Below are 18,798 nucleotides of genomic sequence, written 5' to 3' on the forward strand. Positions count from 1 at the left end.
GGACCACGACCTTTTGGGTGAAAATCGCCCATTTCCATCCCGCAAGCGGCGTGAACGTATGGGCAGGGACAACGGCTTGTAGTCGCCTTGTCGATGCCCGACTGCGACCATTATATATGGTTGTAGCTGAGCGAAAGGAAGACGCCAGAGCGGCAAAGCCTGTTCGCTGGGCGGCGACGGATTGGAAAAATATGATCGACGACGTCTACAATGCGAAAATTCTCGGTTTCGCCGGAAACATAGGGCGGATCGGCCGGCTCGACGATGCCGACGCGACGGCCAGGGCGCATTCCAAATTGTGCGGCTCGACCGTCACCGTCGACCTCAAGATGAACGGCGATGTGGTGACCGATTTCGCCCACGACGTGAAGGCCTGCGCGCTCGGCCAGGCCTCGTCGTCGATCATGGCCCAGCATGTGGTCGGCGCCAGCGCCGACGAATTGCGCGCCGTGCGCGAAACCATGCTGAAGATGCTCAAGGAGAACGGCGCGCCGCCGGAAGGCCGTTTCGCCGACCTCAAATATCTGGAACCGGTGCGCGACTACAAGGCGCGCCACGCCTCGACCATGCTGACCTTCGACGCCGTGGTCGATGCGATCGGCCAGATCGAGAAGAAGCGCGCCGGACAGGCGGCCTAAGGATAGGCGTCAGGCCGCCCCCTGGTCACAGCGAACTCGCTTCGGATCCAGTCGGCGAACGCTCTGGCGGGCTCCGAGAGGTCCCGCAAGCTCCTGGCCACCAGCCAATAGGCGCCGGAAGCCACATCGATATCGAACGGCTTGATCAACGTGCCTGACGCGAGCTCCTCACCGATCTGCAGGAGATCGCCGAGCGCTACGCCATGGCCGAGCAGCGCAGCCTGTTTCGAAAGCGAGACGTCGGCCAGCATCGGGCCACGCGCGGGTACCGCGTCCGCGGACACCCCGGCTGCCTGGAACCAACGCGCCCAACCCTGCCGGTTTTCCTCGTGCAGCAACGTGTAATGGCGAAGGTCGATCGGCTTTTCCAGGGGAGGGCCCGACGCCAGCAACCCCGGCGACAGAACCGGTGAATCGACGGTCGAGGCCAGGTGCTCGGCCTCGCTGCGCGGCCATGACGTGGCGTGCGCGCTGAAACGCAAGGCGAGTTCGGGCTGATCGCTGCGGAACTCGATCGGTCGTGGATCGACTTCCAGGGATACATCGATATCGGGCCGAAGCTGGCGAAATCGATTGAGCCGCGGCACCAGCCATACGGCGGCAAGCGACGGTTCGACACTGACGCGGACCACGGACTGCGCCGGTGAGGCCGTGAGTTCCGAAAGCACCCGGTCGATATCGTCGAAGCTTCTGACCAATTGGCCGAGCAGCCGATGCCCCGCATCCGTCAGTTCGACGCGGCGATGGAGGCGCAGAAACAGCGGCTGGCGCAAGAAAGTCTCGAGCTCGCGGATCTGCCGGCTGACAGCTGCCTGCGACACATAAAGCTCCTCGGCCGCCCGGCTGAAGCTCAAATGCCGGCCGGCCGTCTCGAAGCTCCTGAGCGCCGTCAGCGGCAACCGCCCTCGCTTCATTTCGCATAACCTCAGGTTATCCGACAGGGAAATTATACTCGTTTGAGGATGAAGGCCAGCGGCAGTCTAATCCTTCTCAAAGGAGCGCTGGCATGAACCAATTCCTGGCCATTTTGAACGACGTCATGCGGATCGCCACCTTTCAGTGGCACGGCGGAGCCTTGCGCGGTGGCGACTGTCGCGGACATCGAGATGCCTCCTGCCACCACGTCCCGCCCGCCAACAGATATCCCATCCGGCGCTTCAGGCCTTGAGGGCAAAAGCATTGCGTTTCAGCGCCAAAGCCCACATCTATCGCGCAGTGAAACAGGCGGCGGAGACAGATGGGCGACCATCCTGGACATATGCATGGCGCCCGGCCGACCCAGCCCGGGCGCAACTGGCAGGGGCCATGGCGCAAGACGCCCGGGCGCATCCTGGGCACGTCGCTCGTGCGCCTCTATCAACTGACGCTCTCGGGCTTTGTCGGCAACAGCTGCCGGCACCTGCCGACCTGTTCCGAATATACGCATGAGGCCATTGCCCGCCACGGCCTTTGGGCCGGCGGCTGGATGGGACTGTTCCGGGTCCTGCGCTGCGGGCCGTTCGGAACGCATGGCATCGACCGGGTGCCGGAGACGCTCGCGGCGCGCTATGTCTGGTTCATGCCCTGGCGCTACTGGCGGATCGGCAAGAAGCGCGGCGAACTCGGAACCTGATTGCTTCGCGGTCACCGATCATAGAATTTTTACGATCCGGTAGGGTTAACGCGAAGCTGCACAAACACTGCCAATTTGAGACAAAATCGAGACAAGACGCGCCGCTAAGCCGCTGCCTGCAATCCCGTTCAGGAGTGACTTCGCTATGCGCCAGATGGACCGCTATCCCTTCATTTTTGCCATCGTCCTTTTCCTTCTGGCCTGGACACTGGGCCTGCCGGTGCGGGCGCAATCGGCGCCGCTCGACGACATCCACTGCACGCTGATCCAGGATCAGCAAAGCGGCGAGACGCTCTATCAGGATGGTGTCTGCGACAAGCGCGTCAGCCCCGCTTCCACCTTCAAGGTGCCGCTGGCGCTGATCGGCTACGATGCCGGGATCCTAAGCGATCAGCACACGCCGAGCTGGGACTACAAGCCGGAGTTCAAGGCGGCAAAGCGCGACCAGAAGACGGTCGATCCGACGATCTGGGAGCGCGATTCCATCGTCTGGTACTCGCGCGAGATCACGCGACGGCTCGGTGCTGAAAAGTTTGCCTTCTATGTGTCGAAATTCGGCTACGGCAATAAGGATGTCTCGGGCGATGCCGGCAAGGACAATGGGCTTACGCAATCCTGGATAAATTCCTCGCTCGAAATATCGCCGGCCGAACAGATCGCCTTCCTGCGCCAGCTGCTCGCCGGCAAGATGCCGGTTTCGGCGAAGGCGCATGAGCTGACAAAGGCGACCCTTCCGGCCTTCGCAGCAGGCGACTGGACAGTGCAAGGCAAGACGGGCAGCACGAGGCTCGGCGCGGACGGCAAGCGCTCGCTCGGCTGGTTCGTCGGCTGGGCCGAGAAGAACAGCCGCCGCATCGTCTTTGCAAGACTGGTCGTGGATGCCAAGCATACCGACAAACCGAAGGGCCTGGCAACGCGGGCGGCTTTCCTGAAGGATCTGCCGCGACTGGTGAAGTAGCTTCTCTCAGACGCTGCGGCGGGCGCGCAGGATGTGCCCGCCGGAATTGCCTCGCGTGCCGGGGGACCTGGCAAAACGGGTGGCGATCTCGCCGCTTTCGAGATCCTCGATTTCGTCAAAGCCGAGGTCGGTGAGCGACTTCGCCAATTCATCGGGAACGAAAAAGCTGATCCAGGGTTCGCCGATGGCCGCGACGCGCGCCGCATGGAAGGCCAGGGCGGCCTGTCCCAAGCTGTCGCGGTTCTCGGCTGGCTCGCTGTAGTCGAACACCACCTCGGAGCCCGGAATGCCGGCAATATAGGACAACGTGGTGAAGATCGCTTCCCGCGTCAGATAAGGCACGACCCCCAGCCAGATGAAGAAGCCCGGTTCGGTCGCTTTCAGGCCCACCGCGGCCAGTTCTTCGGCCAAGCGCTGCCGTTCGAAATTGACCGGCACGAAGATGGCGCCGGGTGGTTCGGCCAGACCGGCTTCGGCGATGCGCCGGCGTTTCCATGCCTGCGTCGCCGGGTGATCGACTTCGAAGACCGCGAGACCCGGATAGGGATTGCGCAGCGAAAACGTGTCGAGCCCGGCGCCGAGCACGACGAGCTGGCGAACGCCGCGCCCCACCGCTGCCGCCAGCCAATCCTCGGCGAGGCGGGCGCGTGCGGCCACGAACAGGCGCATGCGGCGGCCATGTTCGTCCTCCTGTTGGAGTTCCTGTGGCGCGGGTGCGGCATCGCCCAGGATTGCGCTCGCATAAGGGTCGCGAAACAGCGCCACCTGCGGTGAGAATTGATGAAGGGCTCTCAGGCGCGCGACGCGCAGGGCGGTTCGGCTGGGTGATGCGTCTTTCATGCCTCTATACAAGCTGCGCCGTGTTGCGTTCACAAGCCTCCGCGAGGCGTCTGCTACATCGCTGGCGACATTTCCTGACGGCCGCTCTTTACCTGACGCGACACTGCCTCTAAAACCGCGCCGCTGGTCGTCATGTATGCGATTGGCGCCTCCGGCTAACCCTCTGCATGCCGCACCGCATCCTGCGACATGCATTTTACCACCCGCGCTCGTTTGCGGGACTGGATAGGAGAACACTGATGCCGAATTCCGTTTCCCTGACATTTCCCGATGGCTCCGTCCGCGATTACGACGCGGCGCTGACCGGTGCCAGCCTTGCCGAATCGATCTCCAGGTCGCTGGCAAAGAAGGCTGTCGCCTACAGCCTCGACGGCACCGTTCGCGATCTTTCCGATCCGCTCGCCAAATCCGGCAAGGTCGAGATCATCACCCGCGAGGATCCGCGCGCGCTGGAACTCATCCGCCACGATGCCGCGCATGTGCTGGCCGAGGCAGTGCAGGAGCTTTGGCCGGGAACGCAGGTGACCATCGGGCCAGTCATCGAGAACGGGTTCTACTACGACTTCGCGCGCAACGCGCCGTTCACGCCGGATGATTTCCCGGTGATCGAGAAGAAGATGCGCGAGATCATCGCGCGCAACAAGCCGTTCACCAAGGAAGTCTGGTCGCGCGAGAGGGCGAAGAAGGTCTTCGCCGACAAGGGCGAACGCTACAAGCTCGAGTTGATCGACGCTATTCCCGAGGACCAGGATCTCAAGATCTACGCCCAGGGCGACTGGTTCGACCTCTGCCGCGGTCCGCACATGGCTTCGACCGGACAGATCGGCAGCGCCTTCAAGCTGATGAAGGTGGCGGGCGCCTATTGGCGCGGCGACAGCAACAATCCGATGCTGACGCGCATCTATGGCACGGCCTTTGCCGACCAGGCGCAGCTCGAGGCCTACCAGACGCTGCTGGAGGAAGCCGAAAAGCGCGACCACCGCAAACTCGGCCGCGAGATGGACCTGTTCCATTTCCAGGAAGAGGGACCGGGCGTCGTCTTCTGGCACGCCAAGGGCTGGAAGATGGTGCAGAACCTGATCAACTACATGCGCCGCCGCCTCGACGAGCACGGCTATCAGGAAGTCAACGCGCCCCAGGTCCTGGACAAAAGCCTGTGGGAGACGTCGGGACACTGGGGCTGGTATCGCGACGCGATGTTCAAGGTGACGGTCGCCGGTGACGACACCGACGACGACCGCGTCTTCGCGCTCAAGCCGATGAACTGTCCCGGCCATGTGCAGATCTTCAAGCATGGGCTGAAATCTTATCGCGAACTGCCCGTCAAGCTTGCGGAATTCGGCAATGTACACCGCTATGAGCCTTCCGGCGCGCTGCACGGGCTGATGCGCGTGCGCGGCTTCACGCAGGACGACGCGCATATCTTCTGCACCGAGGAGCAGCTCGCGGCAGAATGCCTGCGCATCAACGACCTGATCCTTTCGACCTATGCCGATTTCGGCTTCGACGAGGTCGCCGTGAAGCTGTCGACGCGCCCGGACAAGCGCGTCGGCACCGACGAGGCGTGGGATCATGCCGAGGCGATCATGGGCAACGTGCTGGAGACGATCCGCACGCGCTCCGGCAACCGCATCAAGACCTCGATCAATCCGGGCGAGGGCGCCTTCTACGGCCCGAAGTTCGAATATGTGCTGAAGGACGCCATCGGCCGTGAATGGCAATGCGGCACCACCCAGGTCGACTTCAACCTGCCGGAGCGCTTCGGCGCCTTCTATATCGGCTCGGATTCGGAGAAGAAGCAGCCGGTCATGGTGCACCGCGCCGTGTGCGGCTCGATGGAGCGGTTCCTCGGCATCCTGATCGAGAACTATTCCGGCCATTTCCCGCTGTGGTTCGCGCCGCTGCAGGTGGTGGTGGCGACCATCACCTCCGATGCCGATGACTACGCAAGGAAGGTGGTCGAGCGGCTGAAGGCGGCGGGACTGCTCGCCGAAGCCGACCTGCGCAACGAGAAGATCAACTACAAGGTGCGCGAGCATTCGCTTGCCAAGGTGCCGGTCATCCTCGTTTGCGGCAAGCGCGAGGCGGAAGAAGAGACCGTCAATGTCCGCCGGCTGGGTTCCCGCGACCAGGAATCGCAGAAGCTCGACGATGCGGTGAAATCTCTTGCCGACGAGGCGGTCTCGCCTGACCGCAAGCGTCGCGCCGCCTGACTTTCCAGCCTGCCCTTAGATGGCGGTGGCGTGTCCACCGCCATTTTCATAAGCCTGTCACGCCAGCCTTGTAACGAGCCGCCATGCTCAAACTGAAACTGCGGGAAAGACGTTTTCCCGAGCTCTCCTACGCCAACCCGCATCAGCCGGTGCTGACACGCTGGTTCATCCATTCCGTCGAGGGCCTGTCAGGCCGCGACCGCTTCGCCGTGCTTTACGATTTCTGGCGCCGCCAGGTGGTGCCGACCGGCGATCGCGTCTTCAGCCGCATGCTGGAATTGATCGACGTCAAGGTCCGCAACGCCGTGCAATGGCCGCCGGCAGCGCTGCCGGACACGCCGCTAGTCATCGTCGCAAACCATCCCTTCGGTATCGGCGACGGCATCGCGGTGCTGTCGCTTGCCGAGCAATTGGGCCGGCCGTTCCGGGTGATGATCCACAAGGACCTGCTCAGGATCCGCGAGATGGAGCCCTATTCGCTGCCCATCGATTTTTCCGAGACCAAGGAAGCCCTGAAGAACAACATGGCCGTGCGCCATGAAGCGGTGCGGCTGTTGAAGGAAGGCGTCACCATCGTCGTCTTTCCGGCCGGCGGGGTGGCGACGGCGCCCAAGGGGTTCGGCCGCGCCATCGACCTGCCGTGGAAGATGTTCCCGGCCAAGCTTATCCAGGACGCCAAAGCCTCGGTCATCCCGATGCATTTCTCCGGCCAGAACGGCCGTCTGTTCCATCTCGTCAGCGGCCCGATGAACATGGCCGAGCGCGACAACCGCGTGGCGAAATTCATCGGCAAGGCATCGCTGACGCTGCGCACTTCGCTGCTGATCCGCGAATTCGCCCGTTTGTCCGGCAAGGCGATCGAGGTGCGCATCGGCGATGTGTTGAAATGGAGCGACCTCGAGCCGCTGCGCGACCGCAAGCTGCTGCTCGATCGGCTTTATCGCTCGGTCTTCGACCTGGCGATGCCGGCTGCGTCGCGTAGCGTGCCGTTCCTGCCGAAACGGATGCGCAAGGCCGCGTGAGTAAAAGCGATTAATCCGCGCCTTCCTCAGGGTCGATGGCCGAGGATTCATTGGCCACAACCTCGATTTCCTGGTTCTGGCCGGCAACGACCGTGAAATCCTTCTGGTAGATGCGGTCGCGGTTCTTGGCGATGATGGTGTACTGGCCCTCGGCCAGCACCATCGAGGCGAAGGCGCCGACCGCTTCCTTGATCGGATCGCCGCTCTCGTTCAGCAGCGACCAGGACGTGTCTGCGATGGCTTCGCCGCCGGGCTCGCGCACCAGCTTCATCGTCATCTCGGCGGCGCGGTGCTCGACGGTTGCCTCGGTCAGCTTGCCGGCCTCGACGCGGATGTCGGAGCGGATCACGGCGTTGACCGCGCCGTAGGTGGAGACGACATGGTAGGTGCCGGCGTTGAGCCGCACCACGGTGTTCGGCGCGACGTCGGGGGCGATCAGCGGGCGGTCGCCATTGGCCGCAGCCTGGCCTTCATAGATGGAGAAGCGCAGTTTCTTTGACTGGATGGGCGCGCCGCCTGATGTTACCGCGTCGAGCTTCAGGCCGCCGGCATCGAGCACAAGGCTTTCGCGCCGGGCTTCCTTGCCGACGGTGATGCGCTTGGTGGCGCCGGCGCGTCCATAGGAGGCATGGACGAGATAGCTGCCGGGGTCGAGTTGGAAGACCGCCGTGCCGCCATGCGCGGATGCCACCATCGGCAGCTTGCCGTCGCTCGTGGGCTGCGGCTTGAAGACCCGCCAGACGATGCCGCGGGTGATGTCGGCGCCCTTGTCGGTCAACTGCGCCGACAGCGTGATGGCGCCGCCATTGCCGAGCGCCAGCGGTCCCTCTGTCTTCGGCGTCGCGTAGCTTGAAATGCCTGGAAGCTTGATGTCGCCGATATCGTTGGCGTTCTGGGCCAGCGCGAAGGAAACCGGCACCGCGAACGACGCAGCGACCAGTGCGATCACGAAAAGGCGCAGGATCCCCTCAAACATGCCTTGCGTTGAAGCCCAAGGCGGTGGCAATTTCAAGGCCTAGGAGTGCGTTGCTTCCCGCAGCGGCTCCTTATCCGGCGCAAAACGCCACCGCCCGAGCCGCCCGACCTCCCGATGGCGTGCTTCAGCTCAAAATCGAATGCTTTCCAGGAGACTTGCGCCCATGGCGTCGCCGATCATCGACTTCCTGCTCACCCGCAATTCCGCGCCGATCCCCGACCTCAAGGAGCCGGCGCCGAGCGATGCCGAGATCGCGACGATGATTGCGGCGGCCTCGCGCGTTCCCGACCACGGCCGGCTCGAACCCTGGCGCTTCATCCTTTACCGTGGCGAGGCGCGGGTCGAGATCGGCAAGAAACTGGCGGCGCTTGCCGAGCAGCGGGAGGGGCCGCTGCCCGAGGGCCGGCGCAACCAGGAACTGGCGCGCTTCTCGCGCGCCCCGCTGGTGATCGGCGTCGTGTCGGTGCCGAAGGAGAACCCGAAGATCCCGCAATGGGAAATGTTCCTGTCGGGAGGCATGGCGGCCATGAACCTGATGACTGCGGCCAACGCGCTGGGCTACGGCACCAACATGATCAGCAACTGGTATTCCGACGTTGCCGAGGGCCGGGCGATCCTCGGCCTGTCGCCGCAGGAGCGCGTCATCGGTTTCGTCCATATCGGCTCCTATCAGGGGCCGGCTCCGGAACGGCCGCGGCCCGATCCGGCGAAGCTCTATGCCGATTACACCGGTCCTTGGGCCGGTTAGTCACGTGCTGCGCGCTTGGAAGCCGCGGCCGGCCCTGCAGGATTACCGCGGCGCGCAGTCATGACGGCGCGCACGAAGCCGGGCTCGCCGATCCGGATGCTGCCGTCGGGAAGGCCGAGGATGCGGTCGAGCGCGATCTCATAAAGCCGCACCCGCTTCTCCAGGGCTTCGATGGCGATATCCATATCGGCATCGCTGCCTGCGAGCGCCTTGGCGGTGACATTGTATGTCGCCAGACCGAATTGCATGACAATTTCGGCGACGCCTTCCGGGTCGAAAGTGCGGAAGGCGCCATCCTCGACGCCTTGCTTGATGATCTCCACCAGCACGGGTGAGAAGGACTTGCTGGCCGCGAGATTGATGCGATGAAAAAGCACAAGATTCTCAGGCCGGAACAGCGTCTCGAAGAGCGCCCATGCTTCCGGCGCGGTATCGATCTTGGCCTGGCGAGACGCAGCCAGCAGGGCATTCAAGCGTCCAAGCGGATCGAGGTTCGGATCATCGACGATCTTCTGGACGCCGGCGAGCGCCTGTCTGGCGAAACGCTCCGCCAGTGCCTCCAGCAGGGCCTCCTTGGAGGCGAAGTAGTGATAGAAGGCGCCTTTTGAGATGCCGGCGGCCGCGATGATGTCGTTGAGGCTCGCCCGGTCGTAGCCATGCATCAGGAACAGGGCCTGGGCCTGGTCCAGCAGTTCTTCGCGCCTGAGTTCCGGGTGCCTGATGATGCGGGGCATGGCGAAACCTTGTGCACGCGGCGACCGTTCCCGTCCAGAGTGCCGAAGCGCCTTGAGATATAGACCGGTGGTCGGTATAATAGACCAACGGTCGGATTCGGCCAAAATTGCGGGGCGAAACATCGTGGAAGGTGGTCATGATCTCGAGATTGATTGTCCAGACATTCCTCTGGTTCGGCTTCATGGGCGCACTGCTCTTCGCGTCGGCCGGCACGCTGCGCTGGCCGGGAGCCTGGGTCTATCTGGTGTTGATGGTCGGGCTCAGCCTGACGCTTGGCGTGGCGCTCGCGCGGCGCGATCCCGGGCTGATGAATGAGCGGCTCAGCCCTCCCATCCAGAAGCGCCAGACCGCGGCCGACAAGATCCTGCTTTCCATCCTGCTCGCCGGCATTTTTGCCTGGCTGGTGCTGATGGGGCTCGACTTCCGCTTCGGCTGGTCAGCCGTTCCGCTATGGCTGCAATTGGCCGGTGCGATCGTCCTGCTGCTCGGAATCTGGATCTCCTACCTGACGATGATGGAAAACAGCTTCGCGGCGCCTGTCGTGAAGATCCAGGACGAACGCGGACAGAAGGTCATCACCACAGGGCCGTACGCTTACGTCCGTCATCCGATGTATGCCGGCGCCATTTTCTTCTTTGCCGGCACGGCGCTGCTGCTTGGTTCCTGGTGGGGCCTGGCATCCGTGCTCGTCTTCATCGTCCTGCTCGGCATCCGCACCTTCATCGAGGAGCAGACCTTGCGGACCGGCCTGCAGGGCTATGACGACTACGCCGCGCGTGTTCGCTACAAGCTGATCCCGATGGTCTGGTAGCAGGCTTCAGGCAGATATGCGGGCCGCCTTGGCGCGGGCAAGCAAGCGCTCGGCCAGCCGCAGATGCGGCCGGTCGTACATCTTGCCGTCGATGCCGACGACGCCCGGGTTTCCGGCCGCGGCGAAGGCGTCGACGATCGCCTGCGATCGCTCGACCGCTTCGGCCGATGGCGTGAAGGCGGCGTTGATGACCGGCACCTGCGCGGGATGGATCGCCATCTTGCCGGTGAAGCCATCGCGCTCGGCCTCGCGGCATTCCTGCCCGAAACCGGCCATGTCACGGAAATCGGGAAAGACGGTGTCGATAGCGGCGACTTCAGCCGCGCCGGCGGCCAGAATGGTCATGGTTCGCACCAGGCGAAATACGTCGGTGTAGCGGCCGTTCTCGTCGCGGGCCGAGCATGCGCCGATCGCCGCCGACAAATCCTCCGCACCCCAGGTCAGGCCGGCAAGCCGCGCGCTCGTCCCGGCATAGCTTGCCGCCGCCAGCACGCCTGCCGCGGTCTCGGTGATGATCGGCAGGACCCTTATGCCGCCGTCCGGCAACCCGCTTTCGGCCTCATGGACCCGAAGCTTCGCCGCCAGTCGCTGGACGTCCTGCCCATTGTTCGACTTGGGCAGCATGATGCCGTCGGGCTTCACGGGGACAACAGCCGCGAGGTCGTCGTCGGTGAGGCCGGTGGAAAGGTCGTTGACCCGCACATAGATCGCGCAACGTGTGTGGCGCCTTTGGCTCGAGATGAAATCAGCCGCGGTCGCGCGTGCCGCCGCCTTGTTGGCGGCAGCAACGGAATCCTCGAGATCGACGATAACCACATCGGCCCCCGCCCCGAAGCCTTTTTCCAGCTTCCGTTCGGAATCGCCGGGCACGAAGAGCAACGAGCGCATCAGGCAGCCTTTTTCAGCATCATCGCCTGCCTGGTGCATTTGGCAACAAGAACGTCATTCTGGTTGTAAGCGCGATGTTCGAACTCGACGATGCCGCGGTCGGGCTTCGACCTGGACTCGCGCACCGAGACGACCGTCGTCTCGACCCGGATTGTGTCGCCGTGAAAGACCGGGTGCGGAAACACGGTTTCCTTCATGCCGAGATTGGCGACAGTGGTTCCGACGGTGATGTCGTTCACCGAAATGCCGATCATCAGGCCGAGCGTGAACAGCGAATTGACCAGCGGCTTGCCCCACTCGGTTTTCGCGGCGAAGTCGAAATCGATGTGCAAAGGCTGTGGGTTCAGCGTCATCACCGAAAACAGCATGTTGTCGCTTTCGGTCACGGTCTTGCGCAGCGTATGGCGGAAGACGTGGCCGACGGCAAATTCTTCCAGATAAAGCCCGGCCATGGTCGATCTCCTCCGATTTCCTTGCTTGATAGGCGTTGGTCGCGGCTCCATCAAGCCGGTTAAGAAACATGGTGAACCGTTCGTAAACCATTTGCAGCCTACCGTTCACAACGGGGTCGGGAACATTCCGGCAGGGGCGTAGCTGGTTGGCATGGTTGTTTCGCACTTTCTAAAATGGATCGATACGGCGAGGGTTTCCGAGCGTGCCGCCGCCGCGAGCGCGCTAGCGCGCGCCTATATCGATTCCGATCTGCCGTTCGAGGATCGCTGCGCCGCCGAGGCGGCGCTCACGCTGCTTTTGGATGACGCTTCCTCCAAGGTGCGCCTAGCGCTCGCCGAGGCGCTGTCGATGAGCCATCACGCGCCGCCGCAGGTGATCAGCGCTTTGGCGGCCGACCAGCCGGAAGTGGCGGCGCTGGTGCTGGCGCGTTCGCCGCTGCTCACCGATGCCGATCTGGTCGAGCGCGTCGCTTGCGGCCAGAAGGCGACGCAGAAGCTTATCGCCAACCGTCCGGTCGTCTCGATGTCGCTGGCGGCGGCAATCGCCGAGATCGGCGAGCCGGAAGCCTGTGCCGCGCTGGTCGGCAACAGCGGCGCCGAGATTGCCTCGCTGAGCTTCCGCCGCATGGCCGAGCGGCATGGCCATCTGCCGCTGGTGCGCGAGGCGCTGATTGCCGATCGGCGCCTGCCCGCCGATTGCCGGCACATGCTGCTGGTCAAGCTCGGCGAGTCCCTGAAGGGTTCGCCGCTGGTGCTGGCGATGATGGGCGCCGTGCGCGCCGATCGCGTGATGCGCGACGCTTGCGTGAAAGCCTCGGTGACGCTGATCGAAGGAACGCGCATGGAAGAGCATGCCGCGCTGATCGAGCATCTGAGACTGCGCGGCGATCTCACCGCAAGCTTCATCATCCGCACCATCGCGCATGGCAAGGTGGACTTCTTCGGCTCGATGCTGGTGGCGCTCGCTCAACAGTCCGAGCAGCGCGTGACGGCGCTTCTCGCCGGCGGGCATGACGTCGCGCTGCAAGCGCTGTTCCGCAGCGCCGGACTTGCGCCGGCGACGCACGGCATCATCCTGCGTGCGCTCAAGATCTGGCGCGAGGTCGCCAATGGCCGGCGTGTCGCCGGCGTGCAGGAAGTGAGCTGGCTGATGTTGAAAGAACTCGGCGGCCAATCCGCCGAGGGCGATCTCGCCGGGCTGGTGAAGTCGATCCATCTCGACGCACTGCGCGAAAACGCGCGCGGGCATGCGCTGGCGATAGCTGCAGCTTAGGGCATGTCGGTATTCAGGTGAGGCCGGCCTGCAAATAGCGGCTTCCTGCGCTTCCGGCCGGCCGAAGCACTCGTGGGTGGCGTGGCGCATAAATTAAGGCTACGGCCGGCGTAGGCCGGTGCTCACGTACTCAAGTACGCTCCGCTCCGGTTCTCGGAACCCACCCAGTTTGGTCGCTTCGCGCCCGTCTTCGACTCCGACTCGGCCTGACCTGAATCTCGACATGCCCTTATCGGTCTACGCGCGGCTCCTCGCAAAGAAATCCGGATAATCTTCCATCGCCGCGGCGATGATGCGCAGCGAGGCGGCGATCTGCAGCATCTCGAGCCGATCGCTGCGTTCGGCGATGCTGGCTGCATATTGCCTCGCCACCGCGACTGTCGCAGTCTGCGGCTCGCCCGGCTGTCGGAACAGCAATTCGCGGGCCAGGCCGCGCAGGAAATTGCCGATTGACTCGACCGTCTCGTGCGGGATGGCGGAGTTCAGCTGCGCGTGGCGCAGACGCAGCACCTCCAGCCCGACGGTGACGGCGGCGATGCTCCCGCCCAGGACGGGGTCGCCCTTGCGGCCCGTCTGCTGGACCTGCGGCATCAACTGGTTGATCCGGTCGTAGGCCAAGCTTTCGAAGGCCGAGCGCCGGGGTATTCGCTCATGCAGGCAAAGCCGCGCCAGATCCTCGCGCATGGCTTGCGAGATGCGCTCCACGGTGACCCACGGATCGGCAGGCAGCACGACGATGAAGACGCCGATGGCAATCAGGATGCCGACCAGGATCGAGGCGGAGCCGGCGAAGAACGGCCCTGGATCGTAGACCATCTGCTGATGCGGGCTGAGGAAGGCGAGGAAGTTGATGGCGAAAGCGGTGGCGACGCCGACATGGCGTGGATTGGCCATGCCGAGTGCCGCGGGCACCAGGATCGGCACGACGAAGAGCGTGAACCAGCCGAAGCCGGGCAGCGCCGGCAACGCAACCTGGCCGACGAGAAAGGCAAAAGGCAGCGCGATCAGCGTGCCGGTGAAGAACCCCCAGGCGGACTGCACCGGATCGGGGCGCGCCGCAAACAGGCTGGAGACGACGGCGACGAGGATGACGGTGCCGGCTGCTTCCGACCATTTGGTCGTCAGCCAGAAGATTGCCACAAGCAATGTCGCGAGCGCGGCGCGCAAGGCGTTGCGCCATGCGGCCTGATAGTCGCGGTGGACGACCAGCGCCGGCTGGCTTCGCTCGTTCGATTTCCGGGAGACGGGCGAGCGAAGCGCGTCAAGGCCGCGCATCACCTGCTTCAGCGCCTCGGCGAAATCGCCGGCGATTGTCAGGCGGGTGATGGTGCCTACCTTGTCTTCGCCAGTATCGTTGGGGCCGATGTCGTCGGGGAGGGTCGGAACTTCCCTTGCCTTACCGGCAATCGCATCGAGCCGTGCCACCCAGGGGCCGGTGTCGTCGAGCGCGCCGGGCGTCGCCGCCAATTCGGCGACAAAGGCTTTCAATTCGCTGCGCATGGGAATGAGCGCCGCGTTCTTGGGCCTGCGATGGCTATGCAGCGCGCGCGCCGCCGAAAGCGCCCACAGGAGTTGACCGATGGTGCGCCTAACCGGGTGGGCGCGGGTGGCGAAGCTCGGCGCCTCCAGCCGCGCATAGGTGCGCATCTCGGCGAGCGTCTGCGCGTCGGTGATCAGCTTGCGCTGGAGCGCGGCGAGGCTTGCCGGATCGCCGCCGGCAAAGGCGCCGCCGGCATATTCGGCGAGGTCGAGGATGCTGCGCTTCAGCCTTGAGATGATGGCGTCGGCCGCCAGCTTCGGCAGGATCAGCCGGCTGGTCACGCCGGCGCAGACGATGCCAAGCACGATCTCGGCGCAACGCGCGACGGCTAGGTCGACGACGACAATCGGCTGCCCGAGGGCCGGTAGGCTGATGATCATCGCCGTGTAGCCGGCAAGTGCCGCGCCATAGGCTTCCGGGTTGCGCAGCAATGACGAGACGAGCGTGCAGACGCCAATCCAGAGCGCCAGCACCGTGACCAGCAGCCAGGGATTGGCGCCGGACAGCGATGTGATGCCGACCGCGGCCAGGCCGCCGGCCAGCGTGCCGAGCAGCCGGTAAAAGCCCTTCGCCAGCACCATGCCGGCCACCGGCTGCGCGACGATGAACACCGTCATCATCGCCCATTGCGGATGATCGAGTTTCAGCGCGTAGGCCGCAAGAAGCGCGATCAGCCCGGCCGAAACCGTGCGCAGGGCGAAAATCCAGTCCGAACGGGTCGGCTGCGTCAGACCGCTTAACGGTGTCTCGACAAGCTCTTTCAGCCGCGTCCAGGTCACAATCGTCTCCGTGCCGGCCTGTTATGGACCAGCAGACGATCAGATATCCAGCACGTCCGTCTCGGCGAATTCGGCGCGCTCCTGGATGAAGCGGAAGCGGGCCTCGGGCTTGGTGCCCATCAGCGCGTCGACGGCATCCTTGGTCGCCTGCTCGGCCTCGCTCACGTCGACCCGGAGAAGCGTGCGCTTCCTCGGATCCATCGTGGTCTCCTTGAGCTGCGCGGCCATCATCTCGCCGAGCCCCTTGAAGCGGCCGATCTCGACCTTGCCGCGCCCGGTGAATTCGGTGCGCAGCAACTCGTCCTTGTGCGCGTCGTCGCGGGCATAGCCGACCTTGCCGCCTTGCCTGATCGAATAGAGCGGCGGCACGGCCATGAAGAGGTGGCCGCCGCGGATCAGGTTCGGCATCTCCTGGTAGAAGAAGGTGATCAACAGCGACGCGATATGCGCGCCATCGACGTCGGCGTCGGTCATGATGATCACGCGGTCGTAACGCAGGTCCTCGTCGCGATATTTCGAGCGCGTGCCGCAGCCGAGCGCCTGGATCAGGTCGGAGATCTGCTGGTTGGCGGCAAGCTTGTCGTTGCCGGCGCTGGCGACGTTGAGGATCTTGCCGCGCAGCGGCAGCACCGCCTGGCTGGCGCGGTCGCGCGCCTGCTTGGCCGAGCCGCCGGCCGAGTCGCCCTCGACGATGAAGATTTCGGCGCCGGCTGCGGCATTCTGCGTGCAATCGGCGAGCTTGCCCGGAAGGCGCAGCTTGCGCACCGCGCTCTTGCGTGAGACTTCCTTCTCCTGGCGGCGCCGCACGCGTTCGTCGGCACGCGCGATGACCCACTCCAGAAGCTTCGAGGCTTCTTGCGGATTGTCCGCCAGCCAGTGATCGAACGGGTCGCGGATGGCGTTTTCGACGATGCGCATCGCCTCGATCGTCGCCAGCCTGTCCTTGGTCTGGCCGACGAATTCAGGCTCGCGGATGAACACCGACAGCATGCCCGCTGCCGAGATCATGACGTCTTCGGTGGTGATGACCGAGGCGCGCTTGTTGCCAATCAGGTCGGCATAGGCGCGAAGTCCGCGCGTCAAAACGTTGCGGAAGCCGGCCTCATGCGTGCCGCCTTCTGCGGTCGGAATGGTGTTGCAGTAGGAGTTGAGGAAGCCATCGCCGCCGAACCATGTCACGGCCCATTCCAGCGAACCGTGACCGCCCTGCTTGTCGCTCTTGCCAGCGAAAATCTCACGCGTGACCTGGAATTCGTCGCCGAGGGTCGCCTTGAGATAATCCTTCAGGCCGCCGGGGAAATGGAATTCGGCCTTGGCCGGTGTCTGGTCCTTTTCCTTGATCAGCGACGGATCGCAGGTCCAGCGGATCTCGACGCCCCCGAAAAGATAGGCTTTCGAGCGCGTCATGCGATAGAGGCGCGCCGGTTCGAAGGCGGCCCCCTTGCCGAAAATCTGCTCGTCGGGATGGAAACGGGTCTTCGTGCCGCGACGGTTGTGGACCTCGCCGAGATGCTCAAGACCGCTGACCGGGATGCCGCGCGAAAAACGCTGGCGGTAGAGCTGACGGCCACGCGCGACTTCGACCTCGAGGTGGTCGGACAGCGCGTTGACGACCGAAATGCCGACGCCGTGCAGGCCGCCGGAAGTCTCATAGACCTTCGAGTCGAACTTGCCGCCCGAATGCAGCGTCGTCATGATGACTTCGAGCGCCGGTTTCTTGAACTTCGGATGCGGATCGACCGGGATGCCGCGGCCATTGTCGGTGACGGTCAGGAAGCCGTCGGCGGAGAGCTCGACGTCGATGAAGGTGGCGTGGCCGGCCACCGCCTCGTCCATCGAATTGTCGATGACCTCGGCGAACAGGTGATGCATCGCCTTGTCGTCGGTGCCGCCGATATACATGCCTGGACGGCGTCGGACCGGCTCGAGCCCTTCCAGCACCTCGATATCGGCCGCACTGTAGCTTTCGCTGGCGTCGCGGGCGGCGGCCGGACGCTTGGCGGCCTGCACGAGCGGATCGGCGGGGCGCGACGGTGCGCGCACCGGCTGCGCCGGCTTTTCCATCTTGCCGAAAAGGTCGTTGCTGTCGTCCATGCTGGGCCTAGCGTCCGGTAATGCGAATCACTCGCCGATACTGCCACGCTTTTGGCGGGCGAACGAGTTCCTGTTCCGTTCAGGGATCAAACTGTCTCTTATTCCAAAACCATTCGATAACCAAGCCGGCCGAAATAGAGCGGTCCGGGCGCCCCGGTATTCCTGATTCTTTAACAATGATGCCTAGCGTCAAGCCCAACTAACAAAAGACCACGGGCGTCAGGGGTTTCGTTGTGAGGGGCAGGGCCATAACCATGATCGGCATCGCCGCCGTCTTCGGCGCGATCTCGATCTTTGCGGCGGACTTCTGGGTCAAGAGCCAGGCGAGGGCCCAACCCGAGGTCAAGGTCGTCGCGGCGCCGCAACAGCCCAAGATCGAGTTCAAGACCATCGTGGTGGCTCAAGCGCCGCTGCGCTACGGCATGGAGCTCGCTCGGCCGCAACTCGCCGAGATTCCGTGGCCGCAGGATTCCGTGCCGCAAGGCGCCTTCCCGACCATCGACAAGCTGCTTGCCGACGGCAACCGGGTGGTGCTGTCGCCGATCGAGGTCAACGAGCCGGTGCTGCTCACCAAGCTGTCGGGACCGAACGGTCGCGCCACGCTTTCCAACATGCTGTCGGCGGGGATGCGGGCCGTCACCGTCCGCACCGACGAAATCGCCGGTGTCGGCGGCTTCATCACGCCGGGAGATCGTGTCGACGTCGTCCTGACGCGTGACGCGGGGGACATCCAGGAAGTGTCCAAGAATGCTCAGGGCGCTGCCGGCTCGACGGTCACGTCCGAGATCGTCGTCTCCGACGCCAAGGTGCTTTCGGTCGGACAGGGCGCCGACGAGCGCAAGACCGAGCCGCAGGTCGCCAATTCCGTCACCCTCGAGGTGACCAACGAAGGGGCGCAGAAAGTGGCGCTTGCCCGTACCGTCGGCACGCTGTCGTTGTCGCTGCGGTCGGCCGCGGACGCAACCGCCAGCAATAGTGGGCTTACGACCATCTCGTCCTTCGGCGGTTCGGTTGCCGCAGACGCGCAGGCGAGCGCCGCGTCGCTGGTCAATGCGGTGACCAAGGAATCGGACGAGCCGAAATTCAAGACAGTGATCGTGACGCGTGGCGAAAAGGTCGAGGAATACAAGGTTCCCTCACGGGAACCGCCGCAGGAACTGCAGCAATAGCCGGTGGGGACCGGCGGGACGGGGCAAGATGTTTGGGTTTGATGCATTTC

The 18,798-nt window shown here is 64.1% G+C and carries 18 protein-coding genes; 9 read left to right on the forward strand and 9 right to left on the reverse strand.

Annotated elements, in window-relative coordinates:
• The first annotated feature begins 191 nt into the window (after nt 1-191).
• A complete protein-coding gene (locus YU3_RS0116765; RefSeq protein WP_027167335.1) occupies nt 192-638 on the forward strand; it encodes an iron-sulfur cluster assembly scaffold protein in 447 nt (148 codons plus the stop codon).
• On the opposite strand, the gene YU3_RS0116770 is transcribed toward YU3_RS0116765, so the two are convergent.
• Complete coding sequence (locus YU3_RS0116770) at nt 635-1,552, reverse strand: LysR substrate-binding domain-containing protein (protein WP_027167336.1); 918 nt, start codon at nt 1,550-1,552, stop codon at nt 635-637. The two genes, YU3_RS0116765 and YU3_RS0116770, sit on opposite strands and share 4 nt — an antisense overlap.
• A gap of 32 nt (nt 1,553-1,584) precedes the next feature.
• Nucleotides 1,585-1,740, reverse strand: coding sequence for a hypothetical protein (locus tag YU3_RS40635; RefSeq protein WP_156913495.1), 156 nt, complete (start codon nt 1,738-1,740; stop codon nt 1,585-1,587).
• A 135-nt stretch (nt 1,741-1,875) separates the two neighbouring features.
• On the opposite strand from YU3_RS40635, the gene yidD reads away from it, so the two are divergent.
• Complete coding sequence (gene yidD, locus YU3_RS0116775; protein WP_027167337.1) at nt 1,876-2,250, forward strand: membrane protein insertion efficiency factor YidD; 375 nt, start codon at nt 1,876-1,878, stop codon at nt 2,248-2,250.
• A 145-nt stretch (nt 2,251-2,395) separates the two neighbouring features.
• Nucleotides 2,396-3,208: a class D beta-lactamase gene (blaOXA, locus tag YU3_RS0116780; RefSeq protein ID WP_027167338.1), complete on the forward strand. Its 813-nt coding sequence runs from the start codon at nt 2,396-2,398 to the stop codon at nt 3,206-3,208.
• Nucleotides 3,209-3,214: 6 nt separating this feature from the next.
• On the opposite strand, the gene YU3_RS0116785 is transcribed toward blaOXA, so the two are convergent.
• Nucleotides 3,215-4,048, reverse strand: a complete 834-nt coding sequence (locus tag YU3_RS0116785) for an SAM-dependent methyltransferase (protein WP_027167339.1) — start codon at nt 4,046-4,048, stop codon at nt 3,215-3,217.
• A 239-nt stretch (nt 4,049-4,287) separates the two neighbouring features.
• Here YU3_RS0116785 and thrS point away from each other — a divergent pair, with 239 nt between their 5' ends.
• Together thrS and YU3_RS0116795 are read left to right on the forward strand one after the other, a co-directional pair.
• A complete protein-coding gene (gene thrS, locus YU3_RS0116790) occupies nt 4,288-6,261 on the forward strand; it encodes a threonine--tRNA ligase (protein WP_027167340.1) in 1,974 nt (657 codons plus the stop codon).
• Between the two features lie 83 nt (nt 6,262-6,344).
• Nucleotides 6,345-7,283: a GNAT family N-acetyltransferase gene (locus tag YU3_RS0116795; protein WP_027167341.1), complete on the forward strand. Its 939-nt coding sequence runs from the start codon at nt 6,345-6,347 to the stop codon at nt 7,281-7,283.
• Nucleotides 7,284-7,293: 10 nt separating this feature from the next.
• On the opposite strand, the gene YU3_RS0116800 is transcribed toward YU3_RS0116795, so the two are convergent.
• Complete coding sequence (locus tag YU3_RS0116800; RefSeq protein ID WP_027167342.1) at nt 7,294-8,259, reverse strand: hypothetical protein; 966 nt, start codon at nt 8,257-8,259, stop codon at nt 7,294-7,296.
• 163 nt (nt 8,260-8,422) lie between these two features.
• Here YU3_RS0116800 and YU3_RS0116805 point away from each other — a divergent pair, with 163 nt between their 5' ends.
• The gene (locus tag YU3_RS0116805) at nt 8,423-9,007 is read left to right on the forward strand and encodes a nitroreductase (RefSeq protein WP_027167343.1); all 585 of its coding nucleotides are present in this window, start codon (nt 8,423-8,425) and stop codon (nt 9,005-9,007) included.
• On the opposite strand, the gene YU3_RS0116810 is transcribed toward YU3_RS0116805, so the two are convergent.
• Nucleotides 9,004-9,741, reverse strand: coding sequence for a TetR/AcrR family transcriptional regulator (locus YU3_RS0116810; protein ID WP_027167344.1), 738 nt, complete (start codon nt 9,739-9,741; stop codon nt 9,004-9,006). The two genes, YU3_RS0116805 and YU3_RS0116810, sit on opposite strands and share 4 nt — an antisense overlap.
• A 137-nt stretch (nt 9,742-9,878) precedes the next feature.
• On the opposite strand from YU3_RS0116810, the gene YU3_RS0116815 reads away from it, so the two are divergent.
• The gene (locus YU3_RS0116815) at nt 9,879-10,553 is read left to right on the forward strand and encodes an isoprenylcysteine carboxylmethyltransferase family protein (RefSeq protein WP_027167345.1); all 675 of its coding nucleotides are present in this window, start codon (nt 9,879-9,881) and stop codon (nt 10,551-10,553) included.
• Between the two features lie 6 nt (nt 10,554-10,559).
• Here YU3_RS0116815 and YU3_RS0116820 read toward each other — a convergent pair whose 3' ends face one another.
• Nucleotides 10,560-11,441: a CoA ester lyase gene (locus YU3_RS0116820; RefSeq protein WP_027167346.1), complete on the reverse strand. Its 882-nt coding sequence runs from the start codon at nt 11,439-11,441 to the stop codon at nt 10,560-10,562.
• Nucleotides 11,441-11,893, reverse strand: coding sequence for a MaoC family dehydratase (locus YU3_RS0116825; RefSeq protein ID WP_027167347.1), 453 nt, complete (start codon nt 11,891-11,893; stop codon nt 11,441-11,443). The genes YU3_RS0116820 and YU3_RS0116825 overlap by 1 nt, the downstream gene beginning before the upstream one ends.
• 151 nt (nt 11,894-12,044) lie before the next feature.
• On the opposite strand from YU3_RS0116825, the gene YU3_RS0116830 reads away from it, so the two are divergent.
• Nucleotides 12,045-13,166 (forward strand): DUF2336 domain-containing protein, encoded by a 1,122-nt coding sequence (locus YU3_RS0116830; protein ID WP_027167348.1) that lies wholly within the window; start codon nt 12,045-12,047, stop codon nt 13,164-13,166.
• A gap of 237 nt (nt 13,167-13,403) precedes the next feature.
• Here the strand turns inward: YU3_RS0116830 and YU3_RS0116835 are convergent, their stop codons facing one another.
• A complete protein-coding gene (locus tag YU3_RS0116835) occupies nt 13,404-15,485 on the reverse strand; it encodes an FUSC family protein (protein WP_027167349.1) in 2,082 nt (693 codons plus the stop codon).
• A gap of 39 nt (nt 15,486-15,524) precedes the next feature.
• A complete protein-coding gene (parE, locus tag YU3_RS0116840; RefSeq protein ID WP_027167350.1) occupies nt 15,525-17,579 on the reverse strand; it encodes a DNA topoisomerase IV subunit B in 2,055 nt (684 codons plus the stop codon).
• Between the two features lie 254 nt (nt 17,580-17,833).
• Between parE and cpaB the strand changes: the two genes are divergently transcribed.
• Nucleotides 17,834-18,748: a Flp pilus assembly protein CpaB gene (gene cpaB / locus YU3_RS0116845; RefSeq protein WP_027167351.1), complete on the forward strand. Its 915-nt coding sequence runs from the start codon at nt 17,834-17,836 to the stop codon at nt 18,746-18,748.
• Nucleotides 18,749-18,798 lie beyond the last annotated feature (50 nt).

The sequence above is a fragment of the Mesorhizobium sp. WSM3224 genome, assembly GCF_000427725.1.
GTDB lineage: Bacteria > Pseudomonadota > Alphaproteobacteria > Rhizobiales > Rhizobiaceae > Mesorhizobium.